At 72.2% G+C, this 15,196-nt stretch carries 11 protein-coding genes and 1 pseudogene; 4 read left to right on the top strand and 8 right to left on the bottom strand.

What is annotated here, in order from left to right; all coding sequences use genetic code 11:
* Window positions 1-6 precede the first annotated feature (6 nt).
* Window positions 7-1,770, top strand: a complete 1,764-nt coding sequence (gene argS, locus ACIQU3_RS00130; protein WP_403723793.1) for an arginine--tRNA ligase — start codon at window positions 7-9, stop codon at window positions 1,768-1,770.
* 149 nt (window positions 1,771-1,919) lie between these two features.
* On the opposite strand, the gene ACIQU3_RS00125 is transcribed toward argS, so the two are convergent.
* Complete coding sequence (locus tag ACIQU3_RS00125) at window positions 1,920-3,152, bottom strand: PLP-dependent aminotransferase family protein (RefSeq protein ID WP_403922855.1); 1,233 nt, start codon at window positions 3,150-3,152, stop codon at window positions 1,920-1,922.
* A gap of 118 nt (window positions 3,153-3,270) precedes the next feature.
* Window positions 3,271-4,173, bottom strand: a complete 903-nt coding sequence (locus ACIQU3_RS00120) for an SAM-dependent methyltransferase (RefSeq protein ID WP_403922853.1) — start codon at window positions 4,171-4,173, stop codon at window positions 3,271-3,273.
* A 137-nt stretch (window positions 4,174-4,310) separates the two neighbouring features.
* Between ACIQU3_RS00120 and ACIQU3_RS00115 the strand changes: the two are divergent.
* Window positions 4,311-4,578, top strand: a pseudogene (locus ACIQU3_RS00115) (hypothetical protein); the annotation flags it as partial.
* 21 nt (window positions 4,579-4,599) lie between these two features.
* Here ACIQU3_RS00115 and ACIQU3_RS00110 read toward each other — a convergent pair.
* Complete coding sequence (locus ACIQU3_RS00110; RefSeq protein WP_403922851.1) at window positions 4,600-6,009, bottom strand: helix-turn-helix domain-containing protein; 1,410 nt, start codon at window positions 6,007-6,009, stop codon at window positions 4,600-4,602.
* 230 nt (window positions 6,010-6,239) lie between these two features.
* Here ACIQU3_RS00110 and ACIQU3_RS00105 point away from each other — a divergent pair, with 230 nt between their 5' ends.
* Entirely contained in the window at window positions 6,240-6,956 is a 717-nt protein-coding gene (locus ACIQU3_RS00105; RefSeq protein WP_403922850.1) for a DUF4232 domain-containing protein, read from the top strand.
* On the opposite strand, the gene hemB is transcribed toward ACIQU3_RS00105, so the two are convergent.
* Window positions 6,950-7,963, bottom strand: a complete 1,014-nt coding sequence (gene hemB, locus ACIQU3_RS00100; RefSeq protein WP_403723778.1) for a porphobilinogen synthase — start codon at window positions 7,961-7,963, stop codon at window positions 6,950-6,952. The two genes, ACIQU3_RS00105 and hemB, sit on opposite strands and share 7 nt — an antisense overlap.
* A gap of 380 nt (window positions 7,964-8,343) precedes the next feature.
* Here hemB and ACIQU3_RS00095 point away from each other — a divergent pair, with 380 nt between their 5' ends.
* Window positions 8,344-9,732 carry an FAD-binding oxidoreductase gene (locus ACIQU3_RS00095; RefSeq protein WP_403723774.1) on the top strand — a complete coding sequence of 463 codons (1,389 nt, stop codon included), beginning with the start codon at window positions 8,344-8,346 and terminating at the stop codon, window positions 9,730-9,732.
* Between the two features lie 20 nt (window positions 9,733-9,752).
* Here the strand turns inward: ACIQU3_RS00095 and ACIQU3_RS00090 are convergent, their stop codons facing one another.
* From ACIQU3_RS00090 to ACIQU3_RS00075, 4 genes are read right to left on the bottom strand one after another with little or no spacing between them, the layout of a single operon-like run.
* Entirely contained in the window at window positions 9,753-11,459 is a 1,707-nt protein-coding gene (locus ACIQU3_RS00090; RefSeq protein WP_403723772.1) for a uroporphyrinogen-III synthase, read from the bottom strand.
* Window positions 11,456-12,451, bottom strand: a complete 996-nt coding sequence (gene hemC, locus ACIQU3_RS00085; protein WP_403723770.1) for a hydroxymethylbilane synthase — start codon at window positions 12,449-12,451, stop codon at window positions 11,456-11,458. Before hemC ends, ACIQU3_RS00090 begins: the two co-directional genes overlap by 4 nt.
* Entirely contained in the window at window positions 12,448-14,235 is a 1,788-nt protein-coding gene (locus ACIQU3_RS00080; protein ID WP_403723768.1) for a glutamyl-tRNA reductase, read from the bottom strand. The genes hemC and ACIQU3_RS00080 overlap by 4 nt, the downstream gene beginning before the upstream one ends.
* On the bottom strand, window positions 14,232-14,996 hold the full coding sequence (locus ACIQU3_RS00075) for a redox-sensing transcriptional repressor Rex (protein ID WP_234850060.1): 765 nt from the start codon (window positions 14,994-14,996) through the stop codon (window positions 14,232-14,234). The genes ACIQU3_RS00080 and ACIQU3_RS00075 overlap by 4 nt, the downstream gene beginning before the upstream one ends.
* Window positions 14,997-15,196 lie beyond the last annotated feature (200 nt).

The following is a 15,196-nucleotide window of genomic DNA, read 5'->3' as shown; positions in this document are numbered from 1 at the left end:
TCGCCCATGGCCTCGGTCACGTCCCTCAGCGACTCCGTCCACCAGCGCCTCGCGGCGGCCCTGTCGGCAGCTCTGCCGCAGGCCGGCTCCGCGGACCCGCTGCTGCGACGAAGCGACCGGGCCGACTTCCAGGCCAACGGGATCCTGGCCCTCGCCAAGAAGGAGAAGGCCAACCCGCGCGAGCTGGCCACGCAGGTCGTCTCCGGGGTCGAGTCGGGTGAGCTGATCGCGGACGTCGAGGTCTCCGGCCCCGGCTTCCTCAACATCACGGTCACCGACCGCGCGATCACCGGCAACCTCGCCGCGCGCTACGCGGACGACACCGGCCGTCTCGGCGTGCCGCCGGCCCCGCAGCCGGGCACCACGGTCATCGACTACGCCCAGCCGAACGTGGCCAAGGAGATGCACGTCGGTCACCTGCGCTCCGCGGTGATCGGCGACGCGGTGACGCGGATGCTGGAGTTCACCGGCGAGAACGTGGTCCGGCGTCACCACATCGGCGACTGGGGCACCCAGTTCGGCATGCTCATCCAGTACCTGGAGGAGCACCCGCACGAGCTGGACCACAAGGCCGACGAGGTCTCCGGCGAGGAGGCGATGTCGAACCTCGACCGCCTCTACAAGGCCGCCCGCAAGGTCTTCGACTCCGACGAGGAGTTCAAGACCCGCGCCCGGCGCCGGGTGGTGGACCTCCAGGCGGGCGAGCCGCAGACCCTGGCCATGTGGCAGAAGTTCGTCGATGAGTCGAAGATCTACTTCTTCTCCGTCTTCGAGAAGCTGGACATGGAGATCCGCGACGCGGACATCGTCGGCGAGTCGGGCTACAACGACATGCTCGCCGAGACCTGCCGTCTGCTGGAGGAGTCGGGCGTCGCGGTCCGCTCCGAGGGCGCCCTCTGCGTGTTCTTCGACGACATCAAGGGCCCGGACGGCAACCCGGTCCCGCTGATCGTGCAGAAGTCGGACGGCGGCTACGGCTACGCGGCGACCGACCTCTCGGCCATCCGCGACCGCGTCTTCAACCTGAAGGCGGACAGCCTCATCTACGTCGTGGACGCCCGCCAGTCCCTGCACTTCAAGATGGTCTTCGAGACGGCCCGGAAGGCGGGCTGGCTGAACGACGACGTGAGCGCCTACCAGCTGGCGTTCGGCACGGTCCTCGGCAAGGACGGCAAGCCGTTCAAGACCCGTGAGGGCGAGACGGTCCGCCTGGTCGACCTCCTCGACGAGGCGATCGACCGTGCCTCGGCGGTCGTCCGTGAGAAGGCCCAGGACCTCTCCGAGGAGGAGATCGCCGAGCGCGGCACCCAGGTGGGCGTCGGCGCGGTGAAGTACGCGGACCTGTCGACGTCGGCCAACCGCGACTACAAGTTCGATCTGGACCAGATGGTCTCGCTCAACGGCGACACCTCCGTCTACCTCCAGTACGCCTACGCCCGTATCCAGTCGATCCTGCGCAAGGCCGGCGACTCCCGCCCGGCCGCGCACCCCGAGCTGGAGCTGCACGAGGCGGAGCGCGCGCTGGGCCTGCACGCGGACTCCTTCGCGGCGACGGTGTCGGAGGCGGCGACGGAGTACGCCCCGCACAAGCTGGCGGCGTACCTGTACCAGCTGGCGTCGCTGTACACGACGTTCTACGACAAGTGCCCGGTCCTCAAGGCCGAGACGCCGGAGCAGGTCGAGAACCGCCTGTTCCTCTGCGACGTCACGGCGCGCACGCTCCACCAGGGCATGAACCTGCTGGGCATCCGGACGCCCGAGCGGCTCTGAACCCTGTCCCGGACGGCAGCCGGAGGGCGGCACTCCCCCAGGGGGTGCCGCCCTCCGGCGTCAGCGCTGCGCCATGTCCCCACGGCAGGGAGCAAGTGGGCCGGTTGCTGTCCGCTACGGCATGCTGTCCGCCAGGGTCGTCGGCGGCCTCAACCTGCCGGCGTGGCGCTCCCGGTGAGGTCGAGCCCCTTGCCCAGTCGGCGCAGGCCCTCGCCGATCTCGTCCGGCGTCTGCGTCACGAAGCACAGCCGCAGGGTCGTCCGGTCGGGCCGGCCGGCGTAGAAGGGCGCGCCGGGGACGTAGGCGACGTCCTGCCGGACCACCTGGGGCAGCAGGGCCGTCGTGTCGTACGGCTCCGGCAGACGCGCCCAGAGGAACATGCCGCCCTCGGGCCGGTTCCAGACCGACCCGTCGGGCAGCGCCTCGGCGAGTCCGGAGAGCATCGCGTCGCGGCGTTCGCGGTACACGCCGGCGACGCGGGCGACATGGGCGTCCAGGTCGTTGTCCGCGAGGTAGCGGGCCGCGGCGAGCTGGTTGACGGTCGGGGTGTGCAGGTCGGCGGCCTGCTTGGCGACGGCACAGGCGCGCCGCAGCTCCCCGGGCGCCCGCAGCCAGCCCAGCCGCAGCCCGGGCGCCATGACCTTGGAGAAGCTGCCGAGCAGCACGGTCCGGTCCTCGGCGCCCGGGTGGGCGGCGATCCATGGCACGCGCTCACCGTCGTAGCGCAGTTCGCCGTAGGGGTCGTCCTCGACGATCCACAGTCCGCGCCGGGCGGCGACGGCGGCCACGGCGGCGCGCCGCGCTGCGGGCAGGGTCCGGCCGGTGGGGTTCTGGAAGGTGGGCACGGTGTAGAGCAGCTTGGGCCGCTCGCGCACGACGAGTTCCTCCAGGGCGCCGGGGTCGAGGCCGTGTTCGTCGCCGGGCACGGCCACGATCCGGGCCCCGGCGAAGCCGAACGCCTGGAGGGCCGCCAGATAGCAGGGGTTCTCGACGAGGACGGTGTCCCCGGGTTCGAGGAGCGCGGTGGCCAGGAGCGAAAGGGCCTGCTGGGAGCCGGTGGTGACGAGCAGGTCGTCGGGGCCGGCCGGCAGGCCGCGCGCGGTGGTGCGGGCGGCGAGCGCGTCCCGCAGCGCGGGTTCGCCCTCGGTGGTGGAGTACTGCAGGGCGCGCGCGGGCGCCTCGGCGAGCACGGCCTCGTAGGCGGCGGCGATGCCCTTTGCGTCGAACAGCTCCGGTGCCGGGAGCCCGCCCGCGAAGTTGATCACCTCGGGGCGGGCGGTGACGGCGAGGATGTCGCGTACAGGAGAGCCGCCGACGGCCTGCGCCCGCGCGGCCAGGGGCGGCACGGGAGTGAGGGTGGGCAGGGGCTCGGCGACGGTCATGACACGGCTCCTTCGGCTGCGGTGACGCCTGCTGCCCCGCAGCCTAGGGAAGTACGTGCCGTCTACAAGGAGGTTTCCGGGATCCGGACGCCCCGCATTCACCCGGCGGGGATGTGGCTCACGCCTTGGCGCCGATCGCCGCGTACACGTTGATGTCCGCGTCCGTGACGTCGTTGATGTCGCGGTAGCGCACCTGGTCGATCTCCTCGAGCGAGGCGAGGAAGGACTCCTCCGGCTGCTCGGGGACGGGCGCGGCGCGGTCGGGCCGCCAGCGGTGCGCGGGGACCACTCCGGGACCGGCGATCTCCAGCCGGCTGTCCGTGAAGAACCGCTCGACGTCGGCCCGTGAGCGCAGCACGAAGGTGAAGCCGCGTTCGGTGTAGGTCCGTTGGACCGCGCGGATGTTCTCGGGGTTGAGGTCCTCGGTGAGGTGGCTCAGCACCAGCCGGCTGCCGGCGGGCAGTTCGCCGAGCAGTCCGCTCACCAGCGGATAGGCCTCCTCATCGGCGACGAAGTGCAGGACCGCGACCAGGCAGAGCGCGACCGGCCGGTCGAAGTCCAGTGTTTTGGCGGCCTGTTCGAGGATGCGGTCCGGATCCCGCAGATCGGCGTCGATGTAGTCCGTGCGTCCCTCGGGGCCGCTGGTCAGCAGGGCGCGGGCGTGCGCGAGCACCACGGGGTCGTTGTCGACGTACACGACCCGCGACTCGGGTGTGACGCGCTGCGCGATCTGGTGCACGTTCTCGGCCGTCGGAAGCCCGGTGCCGATGTCGAGGAACTGCCGCATGCCGTCCTGCTCCACGAGCGTGGTCACGGCACGCCGGAGGAAGTCGCGGTTGTGCCGTACGTCGAGGTACCCGCGCGGGTTGGCGGCCAGCGCGGCGGCGGCCGCGTCCCGGTCGGCGGGGTAGTGGTCCTTGCCGCCGAGGAAGACGTCGTAGACCCGTGCCGGATGTGCCTTGCTGCTGTCGATCCTCCTCTGCAGCTCAGCGGGATCCTGGCTGAGGGCGTCACCGGGCATGGACGTCTCCCTGAAGAGTGTGTAGTTCAACCAACAACCACTGCGACGGTCAACAACCTAACGGACAATCAATAACTGAACGTCCCAACTGATTTGATGGTGCCCGTGCCGAACGCAAGCCGAGCCACGACGACCCTTGGCGCGCCCGGCCACCCCGTCTCCCCGAGCAGCCGATCTTCCACCCGGTCCGCAACGAGGACTACGCCATCAAGATCGCCCGGGACTGGAACGTCAAGCACGACGGCGCCGGCTACGTCACGCGCTTCGAGGTCGACACCGCTTCCCGTCCCGCACCCGGTCCAGCAGGCCGGCGGCCGCACCATCCTGGAACTGTGGGTCCCGGCCGAGGAACTCGACGAGTTCAACGCCCACATCGTCGGAAGGATCGAGCTGGTCCACGAGTTCCACCGAGCCCGCCCCGCGCGACTACTCCGTGGTCCCCTCCTCGACCCACTTCTCGCCTCCCAGCGGGAACTCGTACGCCGGACGCCCGTTGTTGCCGCTCGTACGGAACGGCCGGCCGTGGTCGTCCACGGTCAGCGTGCCGGTCCGGCCGCCGCTGGACCAACTCAGCTCCAGATACCAGCTGACGTCGTACGCGGAGGCGTCGGCCCGGACGTAGTACACCTCCGGGTCGGACTCGCTCACCTTGAAGGGGAAGTCCGCGTGTCCCGCCTCGGGCACGACCCCGGGGCGCGTGGCGTCCAGGGCGACCGTGAAGAACCGGGTCGGCACACCGCCGCCGCAGCCGACGCCCGGGTACCCCATGGCGTAGTCGTTCCAGGCGAGCGGCGCCCGCTTGCCGGCCATCCGGACCGTCAGGTCCTTGACGACCACGGTCTCCTCGCCCTTCCCCTGAACCGTCAGCTTCAGCAACTGCTCCCCCGACGGTACGGCCCCCATGGCCGCCACCCAGCCGGGCGCGTCCGGCTCGGCCGGCGGCGGGCGGACCTGCCCCGGCGGCAGGTTCACCAGGTAGCGCTGCGAGCAGGGGCTCTCCCAGGCGTGCGGTTCCGCCGTCACGGTGAGAGGAGCGGCGGGTGCGGTGCCACGGCCGGGACGGTCGGAACCGCCGGCCGCGGAGTCCGAAAGGGCAGGCGCCGAGGCACCCGGCTTCTTCTTCCCCTCGTCCTTGCCGCTGCTGTTGCCCTTGTCCCGGTCCTTGTCCTTGTCGTCGCCGTCCGTGGAGGACGAACCGGCGGACGGCCGGACGGAGGCCGCCGGGCCGTTCCCTTCCGGCGCGCCACCACCGCCGGTGGCCACCGCCGTCGCGCGCCGCCCCTCGTCGTCCGAACCGTCCAGGGGGACGGCCACGGCGAGACCGACCCCACCGAGGGCCACGGCTACGGCGACACCGACGAGGAGGGCACGGCGGGGGCGTCGGCGTACGGGGGTCTCAGGCGCGGGGGTGCCGGCGTCCCCGGCCTCGACCGCGTCCGCTGCCGGGGTGTCGGCCGCGGCAGAGGCCGCCTCTGAAGCGCCACCGCCCGTACCACGGCTCCCCTCACCGCTGTTCCCCTTGCCGCCACTGCCCGTGGCACCGCTCCCCGCAGCACCGCTTCCCGTGGCACCGCTCCCCTTGCGCGCCCGCCCGGCATCCGCCAGGACCCACCGCCGGTGCAGCTCCACGAGCTCCTCCGGCGCGGCCTTGCACAGCCTGGCGAGCCGCTCCACCGGCGCGTAATCGGTCGGCACGGCATCGCCGTTGCAGTACCGGTGCAGCGTCGACGTGCTCATGTGGAGCCGCTTGGCGAGCACCCCGTAGCTCAGCCCGGAGCGCTCCTTCAACTCCCCCAGCATCGCGGCGAATTCCGCCGTGGCCGTCCCCTCCGACACCGTTCCTCCATGCCCCGTGTCCCGTTCCCCCGTTCCAGGGAATGGTCGTTCTCCCTGGTCAGAGCGTGTGCCGGCGTTCCAACGTCCCTGATCGTCCGCCAGGTCTGGCAGCCGGGACGGATCACCGCGCAAGCTCTGGTCATCCAAGCACGCCGCCCCCCGGGAGCACCGGCGGGGCGGCCCACCCGGGCCTGCTTGCCCACCGCCTTTGTCCGAAAGGAAACGCAGACATGCGCACGTACCACGCCCTCCCCGTCGCCCTCCTGGCCGCCCTCGCCCTGACGGCGTGCCAGGACGGCACAGGCACCAAGGACGAGGGCGCCGCCCCCGAGCCGGCCTCGGCGACCGTCACGGCCGAGCAGGCCACGCGGGCCGCTCATGCCCCGGCGGGCACGAAGGACGCGAAGGACGCGAAGGACACCAAGAACGCGAAGGACCGGCAGGCGACGCAGGCGACGAAGAGCCGGCAGGCCTCGAAGGCCGCACAGGGCGGGAAGGGAGCGAAGGGCGCCACCGCGACCCGCGTCTCCTGCAACGGCTCCAACACCACCGTCACCGCCCGGCCGGTCCCCCGCCCCCTCAACCACATGCTGATCACGGTGAAGAACACCGGCTCGAAGATGTGCGACCTGACCTACTACCCGGTGCTGCGCTTCGACGAGATGCAGTGGGTCCCGCAGGCCATCGAGGACTCCCAGCCGCAGGCGGTGACGACCCTGGCCCCCGGCGAGTCCGGCTACGCGGGCGTCTCGCTGTCGGCGGCCGACGGCAGCGGCGAGTGGGGCACCACCGGCCACAAGCTGACGGTCGGCTTCCAGGGCCGCACACCCAACAGCGACGGCGGCCCTTCGGCGATCCCGGCCCTGCCGGCCAAGGGCGTGTACTACGACAGCACCCTGAAGGTCACCTACTGGCTGCGCGACATGGACGACGCGCTGTCCTACTGAGCCCCGCCCTGGCGGTCCTTGAGCTTCTGGGCCACTTCGGTGGCCCAGTAGGTGAGGATGTTGCGCGCACCGGCCCGGCGGATGCCGGTCAGGGACTCCATGATCGCCCGGTCCCGGTCGATCCAGCCCTTCTCGGCGGCGGCCTCGATCATCGAGTACTCGCCGGAGATCTGGTAGGCGGCGACGGGCACGTCCACGGTGTCCGCGACCCGGGCGATGATGTCCAGGTAGGGCCCGGCGGGCTTGACCATCACCATGTCGGCGCCCTCCTCGAGATCGAGGGCGAGCTCCCGCATCGCGTCACCCACATTCGCGGGATCCTGCTGGTACGTCTTCCGGTCCCCCTTCAGGGACGAGCCGACGGCCTCCCGGAACGGGCCGTAGAACGCGGAGGCGTACTTCACGGTGTACGCGAGGATGGCGACGTCCTCCCGCCCGATCTGGTCGAGCGCGTCGCGGATGACCCCGACCTGCCCGTCCATCATCCCGCTGGGCCCGACGACATGGGCGCCGGCGTCGGCCTGCACCTGGGCCATCTCGGCGTAGCGTTCCAGGGTCGCGTCGTTGTCGACCCGGCCCTGCTCGTCAAGGACGCCGCAGTGCCCGTGGTCGGTGGTCTCGTCGAGGCACAGGTCGGACATGACGAGCAGATCGTCGCCGACCTCCGCCCGCACGTCCCGCAGGGCGACCTGGAGGATCCCGTCCGGGTCGGTCCCCGGCGTGCCGAGCGCGTCCTTCTTCGACTCCTCCGGCACGCCGAACAGCATGATCCCGGAGATCCCCGCCGCGACCGCCTCGGCGGCGGCCTTCTTCAGACTGTCCCGGGTGTGCTGCACGACTCCCGGCATGGCGGAGATCGGCACAGGCTCGCTGACGCCCTCTCGCACGAAGGCCGGAAGAATGAGATCGGCGGGGTGCAGCCGGGTCTCGGCGACCATCCGACGCATCACGGCGTTGCTCCGCAACCGCCGCGGCCGAGAACCGGGGAATGATCCGTACGTCGTCATGCCCCTACGCTACGCCCGCCCCAAACCCCCCGATACCGACGCCTTGTCGGCCCCTACCCCCGCCGCAGCACACGCACCCACCCCCGCTGCGGGCACACGCCCCCACCCGGCTGCGGGCATACGCGCCGCCCGCCCTTCCCGTCTCAGCTGCGGGCATACGTGCCGCTGGGGCGGCACGGGTGGGCGCAGCGGCACCCCGCCAAGCCGGGCTGCGAAACCCCCCGCCGCACGAACGCCGAGCACCTCCGAAGCCCACAGCCCCCGCATGCGCCCCCAAACCCCCAGGTCCATCCTGAAACAGCAAGGACAAGAACCCCGACGGCCGGCCGGCCCACGCCCACCGCCGCCGTCCCTCCGTACCCGCCCCCACGGAGGACGCGATGACCGCCCCCCACCACACCCCCGACCTCTTCGCCCTCTCAGAGATCCACGGCCCGGTAGTGCGGCCCGGCGAACGCGCCTACCCCGACGAGGTCACCGGCTTCAACCTGGCCTCCCTCCACACCCCGGACGTCGCCATAGGCGCCACCGGCCCCGACGACATCGTCACCGCCATGCGCTGGGCACACGCCACCCGCACCCCGGTCGCCGTCCAGGCCACCGGCCACGGCGCCAACTACCCGATCGAGCACGGCCTGCTGATCAACACGTCCCGCATGACGGACGTCCACGTCGACCCCACCACCCGCACCGCCACCATCGCCGCCGGCGCCAAGTGGAGCCACGTCATGGCCGCGGCCGCCCCTCACGGCCTGGCGGGCCTGTGCGGCACCTCCACGGACGCGGGCGTCGTCGGCTACACCCTCGGCGGCGGACTCCCGGTCCTCGGCCGGGCCTACGGCTACGCCGCCGACCTGGTCCGCTCCCTCCAGGTCGTCACCCCGGACGGCCACCTGCGCGAGTCGGACCCCCAGCACGAACCGGAACTGTTCTGGGCGCTGCGCGGCGGCAAGGGCAACGTCGGAATCGTCACCTCGCTCGTCACCGAACTGCTGCCCGTCCCCCGGCTCTACGGCGGCGGCATCCACTGTCATGCCCAGCACACGGAGACCATGCTGCGGACCTGGACGGACTGGACCCGCACGGTCCCGGACGAGATGTGCAGCATGTTCTCGGTGCTGCGCCTGCCACCGATCCCCCAGATCCCCGAGCCTCTGCGCGGCGGCTTCTGGGCCCGGGTGGCGATCGCGTGGCCGGGCGACCCGGCCGAGGGCGAGGCCCTGATCGCACCCTTGAGGGCGGCCGCCCCCGTGGCCGTGGACCTGGTCGGGGAAATGGACTACGCGGACCTGGACCGCATCCACATGGAACCCCAGGACCCGCTGCCGGCACGCGAGTGCTGCATGCTGCTGCGCGACCTCTCCCCCGACGCCGTCGACACGTTCCTGGAGCAGGTCGGCCCCGGAGCCGGCGCCGATCACCCACTGCTCGTCGCCTCGCTGCGGCACATGGGCGGCGCGCTGGCCCGTCCCTCCGCCGTCGAGGACGCCGTCTGCTCCCGCGACGCCCGCTACTTCATGGAGTCGGTCGGCATCATGCCCGCCCCGCCCGTGGCCGAGGCCGTCGAACAGGCCACACGCCGTCTCTACACGGCCATGGCCCCCTACGGAACGGGCCGCACCATGGTCAACATCCACGGCACGCCGGGCGACGAACAGGACCGCGCCCGCGCCTGGACCCCGGAGGTCTACGCCCGCCTGTGCCACGACAAGGCCACGTACGACCCGGACAACCTCCTGCGCTACGGCCACGCGGTGACGCCCGCGTAGCCGCAGCCAGTGAGGATCGCTCAGGTCGTCGAGCGCCGGCGCCGGGCCCCCGGCCGCCGCTCGCTCGGCCGCGTCACCGGGTCCCCGGCCTCCACGGCCGCCGCGCGGCGCTTCGCGCCGAAGTCGGCCAGGGCCTCCGCCAGCTTGTGGACGGACGGCTCGGGAGCCATGACGTCCACCCGCAGCCCGTGTTCCTCGGCGGTCTTCGCCGTGGCCGGGCCGATACACGCGATCACCGTGACGTTGTGCGGCTTGCCGGCGATGCCGACCAGGTTGCGCACGGTGGACGACGAGGTGAAGAGAACGGCGTCGAAGCCACCGCCCTTGATCGCCTCACGGGTCTCCGCCGGCGGCGGCGAGGCCCGCACGGTCCGGTAGGCCGTGACGTCGTCGACCTCCCAGCCGAGCTCGATCAGCCCGGCGACCAGCGTCTCCGTGGCGATGTCGGCACGCGGCAGGAACACTCTGTCGATCGGGTCGAAGACCGGGTCGTAGGGCGGCCAGTCCTCCAGCAGTCCGGCGGCCGACTGCTCACCGCTCGGCACCAGGTCGGGCTTCACGCCGAACGCGATCAGCGCCTTCGCCGTCTGCTCGCCGACGGCCGCGACCTTGATGCCCGCGAAGGCACGCGCGTCGAGGCCGTACTCCTCGAACTTCTCCCGCACGGCCTTGACCGCGTTCACCGAGGTGAAGGCGATCCACTCGTAGCGGCCCGTGACCAGCCCCTTCACCGCGCGCTCCATCTGCTGGGGCGTGCGCGGCGGCTCGACGGCGATCGTCGGCACCTCGTGCGGCACGGCTCCGTACGACCGCAGCTGGTCGGAGAGCGACGCCGCCTGCTCCTTGGTCCGCGGCACGAGCACCTTCCAGCCGAACAGCGGCTTGGACTCGAACCACGCGAGCTGGTCGCGCTGGGCGGCGGCGGAACGATCCCCGACCACGGCTATGACCGGCCGGCCGCCGTCGGGCGAGGGCAGCACCTTGGCCTGCTTCAGCGTCTGCGCGATCGTGCCGAGCGTGGCGGTCCAGGTGCGCTGCCGGGTGGTCGTGCCGGCGACGGTGACCGTCATCGGGGTGTCCGGCTTGCGCCCGGCGGAGACGAGCTCGCCGGCCGCCGCCGCGACGGAGTCCAGCGTCGTGGAGACGACGACCGTGCCGTCCGACGCCCCGACCTCCGTCCAGCACCGGTCCGAAGCCGTCCGCGCGTCGACGAACCGCACGTCCGCGCCCTGCGCGTCCCGCAGCGGCACACCGGCGTAGGCCGGCACACCGACGGCGCTCGCGATGCCGGGGACGACCTCGAAGGGCACCCCGGCGGCGGCGCACGCCAGCATCTCCTCGGCGGCGTACGTGTCGAGGCCCGGGTCCCCGGACACCGCACGCACGACCCGCCTGCCGCCCCGCGCGGCCTCCATGACAAGATGTGCGGCATCCCGCACCGCGGGGACTGCGGCGGTGGTTGACGTGCCGTCAACTACCGTCAGCTGGGGCGTTCCTGTGCCCGGCGCCGGGTCCTGGGAAGGATCCGGATCCGTGTGCACTTCGGACACGCCCTGCCTGGCGTGCTGACGTACGACGTCGAGCACCTCGTGCTCGGCGACGAGGACGTCCGCGTTCGCCAGCGCCTCCACGGCGCGCAGAGTCAGCAGTCCCGGATCTCCGGGTCCGGCACCCAGGAAGGTGACGTGCCCGTGTTCAGGACCGGCGGAAAGGGTGGTGGGGCTCAATGTGCTCGCTCCCCCATCAGACCGGCCGCGCCCTGGGCGAGCATCTCGGCCGCGAGTTCGCGACCGAGCGCCGTTGCCCCGTCGTGCTTCTCGGGCACGGGACCGGTGGTGGACAGCTGCACCATGCGCGTGCCGTCGGTGGTCCCGACGACCGCGCGCAGGCGCATTTCCTTGACAATCTGCATGTCGGCCTGGCGGTCCCCTCGCTCGAGCGGTGCCGAGAGCGGGGGAAGGTCGGCCAGCGCGCCCACGGGGGCGCTGCAACCGGCCTCCAGGGCGGCGAGCAGTGATCGCTCGGCCGTCACGGCGATCCGTGTGAACGGGTCGTCGAGTTCGGCGAGCTCGGCGGCGAGGTCCGCATTGCCTGCGGTGCACTCGATCGCCAGGGCCCCCTGGCCGGGGGCGGGCAAAACCGTGTCGACCGACAGGAAGTCGGTCGCCTCGTCTCCGCGGCCGATCCGGTTCAGTCCGGCGGCGGCCAGCACGACGGCGTCGAGCTCCCCGCTGCGCACGAACCCGATGCGGGTGTCGACGTTGCCTCGGATCGGGACCGTCGCTATGTCCAGGCCGTGGCTGCGGGCGTACGCGTTGAGCTGTGCCATACGGCGCGGCGAACCCGTGCCGATGCGGGCCCCGGAGGGCAGGTCCGTGAACTTCAGGCCGTCCCGGGCGACGATCACGTCCCGCGGGTCCTCACGTACCGGAACGGCGGCCACGACCAGCTCGTCGGGCTGGGTGGTCGGCAGGTCCTTCAGCGAGTGCACCGCGAAGTCGACCTCGCCCTTGAGCAGCGCGTCGCGCAGGGCGGTCACGAACACGCCGGTGCCGCCGATCTGGGCGAGTGCCTCACGCGACACGTCGCCGTACGTGGTGATCTCAACGAGCTCGACGGGCCGCCCGGTCACCCGGCTCACGGCTTCCGCCACCTGCCCGGACTGGGCCATGGCGAGCCTGCTCCGCCTGGTGCCGAGCCTCAGCGCCTTGTCGTTCATGCCGGCCCTCGGTCTCTCTGGGTGGTGCTTTCCTCGGCCCGGGAGACGGCGGCCACCGTCTCGGGGTCGAGGTCGAACAGGGTCCGCAGCGCGTCCGCGTAGCCGGCGCCGCCGGGTTCGGCCGCGAGTTGCTTGACCCGCACGGTCGGCGCGTGGAGCAGCTTGTCGACCACGCGCCGCACGGTCTGGGTGATCTCCGCTCGGTGTTTGTCGTCGAGTCCGGGCAGCCGCCCGTCCAGCCGGGCGATCTCGCCGGCCACGACGTCGGCGGCCATGGTGCGCAGGGCGACCACGGTCGGCGTGATGTGCGCGGCCCGCAGTGCCGCCCCGAAGGCCGCGACCTCGTCGGAGACGATACGCCGGACCTGGTCCACATCGGCAGCCATCGGAGCGCCCGCGGAGGCCTCCGCCAGCGATTCGATGTCCACCAGGCGCACCCCGCCCAGCCGGTGCACGGCCGCGTCGATGTCACGCGGCATCGCCAGGTCGAGCAGGAAGAGCACGGGCTCGGGCCGCTGCGGCTCCTCGACCGGCTCGGGCCGGCGCCGCTCGGGGATCCGGCCGACGGTGGCCACGGTCGCGGCGAGCGCGGTGATGGCGTCGGTGTCCGCGGCCGGGTCGAGCGTGCCGGTCTGTCCGGGCCGGGCCGAAGCGCCCGCCGCACGCCGGTCGCCGCCCACCGTGCCGTTGTCCACCCACGCCGCGTGCTGCTCCAGGTCGGCGGCGGCCATCCCGGCCACGGCGGCCTCGCCCAGCACGGAGAACCCGGCGGTGCCCTGCACCGCGGACAGATCAAGGGGGCAGCCGTCCTCGCTGCCGAGGCCGGTGCCCGACGCACCGCCGCGCTGCGCGCCGGAACCGGTCACGGAACCGGTCGCGGAGCCGGACTCGCCGCCCGGCGCCCCCGGTCCGTCCTCGCCGGGCCCGGCGACCGGCGCGGGCGTACGGCCCTCGATCGCCTCGGCGACCGACTCGGCCGTCAGGACCAGGCCCGTCGCGCCGGTGCAGGAGACGGTGACGTCGGCACGTGTCAGCTCGGCCGGCACCGACTCCATCGGTACCGCGCGGGCCGCCACGTCCGTGTCGTCGCCCTCCATGAGGATCTGCGCGAGGCGCTCGGCCCGGTCGAAGGTGCGGTTGGCGACGACGACCTCGGCGACCCCGGCCCGCGCGAGCGTGGCCGCGGCCAGGGAGGACATCGACCCGGCCCCGATGACCAGGGCCTTCTTGCCCCGGGCCCACTGCTGTACGTCCCCGCCGCGGGCCAGCTGCTCCAGGCCGAAGGTGACCAGGGACTGGCCGGCGCGGTCGATGCCGGTCTCGGAGTGCGCGCGCTTGCCCACCCGCAGGGCCTGCTGGAACAGGTCGTTCAGGAGGCGGCCTGCGGAGTGCAGCTCCTGCGCCCGGGCCAGGGAGTCCTTGATCTGGCCGAGGATCTGCCCCTCGCCGACGACCATCGAGTCCAGGCCGCAGGCCACCGAGAACAGGTGGTGGACGGCCCGGTCCTCGTAGTGCACGTAGAGATAGGGGGTGAGCTCCTCCAGGCCGACCCCGCTGTGCTGGGCGAGCAGCGTGGACAGCTCGGCGACACCGGCGTGGAACTTGTCCACGTCGGCGTAGAGCTCGATGCGGTTGCAGGTGGCGAGCACCGCGGCCTCGGAGGCCGGTTCGGCAGCGACCGTGTCCTGGAGCAGCTTGACCTGCGCGTCCGCGTTCAGCGCGGCCCGCTCCAGGACGCTGACCGGGGCGCTGCGGTGGCTGAGTCCGACGACGAGGAGGCTCATGCCGGCATCACGGCGGGCATGTCCCCGTCGGGCCCCTGGTCGGCGGAGTCGCTGCGGGCGGCGGCGGCCGGGACGCCGCCGTCGGAGGAGGCGGCCTCCTCCCCGGCCTTGCGCTGCTCGTGGAAGGCGAGGATCTGCAGCTCGATGGAGAGGTCGACCTTGCGCACGTCGACGCCGTCCGGGACGGACAGCACGGTCGGCGCGAAGTTCAGGATGGAGGTGACACCGGCGGCCACGAGCCGGTCGCAGACCGCCTGGGCGGCACCGGCGGGGGTGGCGATGACACCGATCGACACGCCGTTGTCCTGGATGATCTTCTCCAGGTCGTCGGAGTGCTGCACGGGGATCCCGGCGACGGGCTTGCCGGCCATGGCCGGGTCGGCGTCGATCAGCGCGGCGACCCGGAAGCCGCGGGAGGCGAACCCGCCGTAGTTGGCGAGGGCGGCGCCGAGGTTACCGATACCGACGATCACAACCGGCCAGTCCTGGGTGAGCCCCAGTTCGCGGGAGATCTGGTACACGAGATACTCGACGTCGTAGCCGACGCCCCTGGTCCCGTAGGAGCCGAGGTAGGAGAAGTCCTTGCGCAGCTTCGCGGAGTTGACCCCCGCCGCGGCCGCGAGCTCCTCGGAGGAGACCGTGGGGACGGAGCGCTCCGACAGCGCGGTCAGAGCGCGGAGGTACAGCGGAAGCCGGGCGACGGTGGCCTCGGGAATGCCTCGGCTGCGGGTCGCCGGTCGGTGAGTTCGGCCAGTTGCCACGGTGCTCCTGCGGGTAGAGCGGGGCTGTAGGCGGTCATACGTCCCTACATGACCGCCCCGTCGAATGCAGGCTATGTCTTTGTGAACGCGTGCACAAAGATGGTGTCCGATTTGCCCGGCCAACGTGACCGGGGTCACGCGCCCCCGGCGCACACGCAGGGAACCGGCGCCGAAGCGCCACCGTTCCTTGTCTTCTGGGG

Source organism: Streptomyces sp. NPDC101110, from assembly GCF_044759525.1.
Lineage (GTDB): Bacteria > Actinomycetota > Actinomycetes > Streptomycetales > Streptomycetaceae > Streptomyces.
This window is presented reverse-complemented; position numbering and strand designations above follow the sequence as displayed.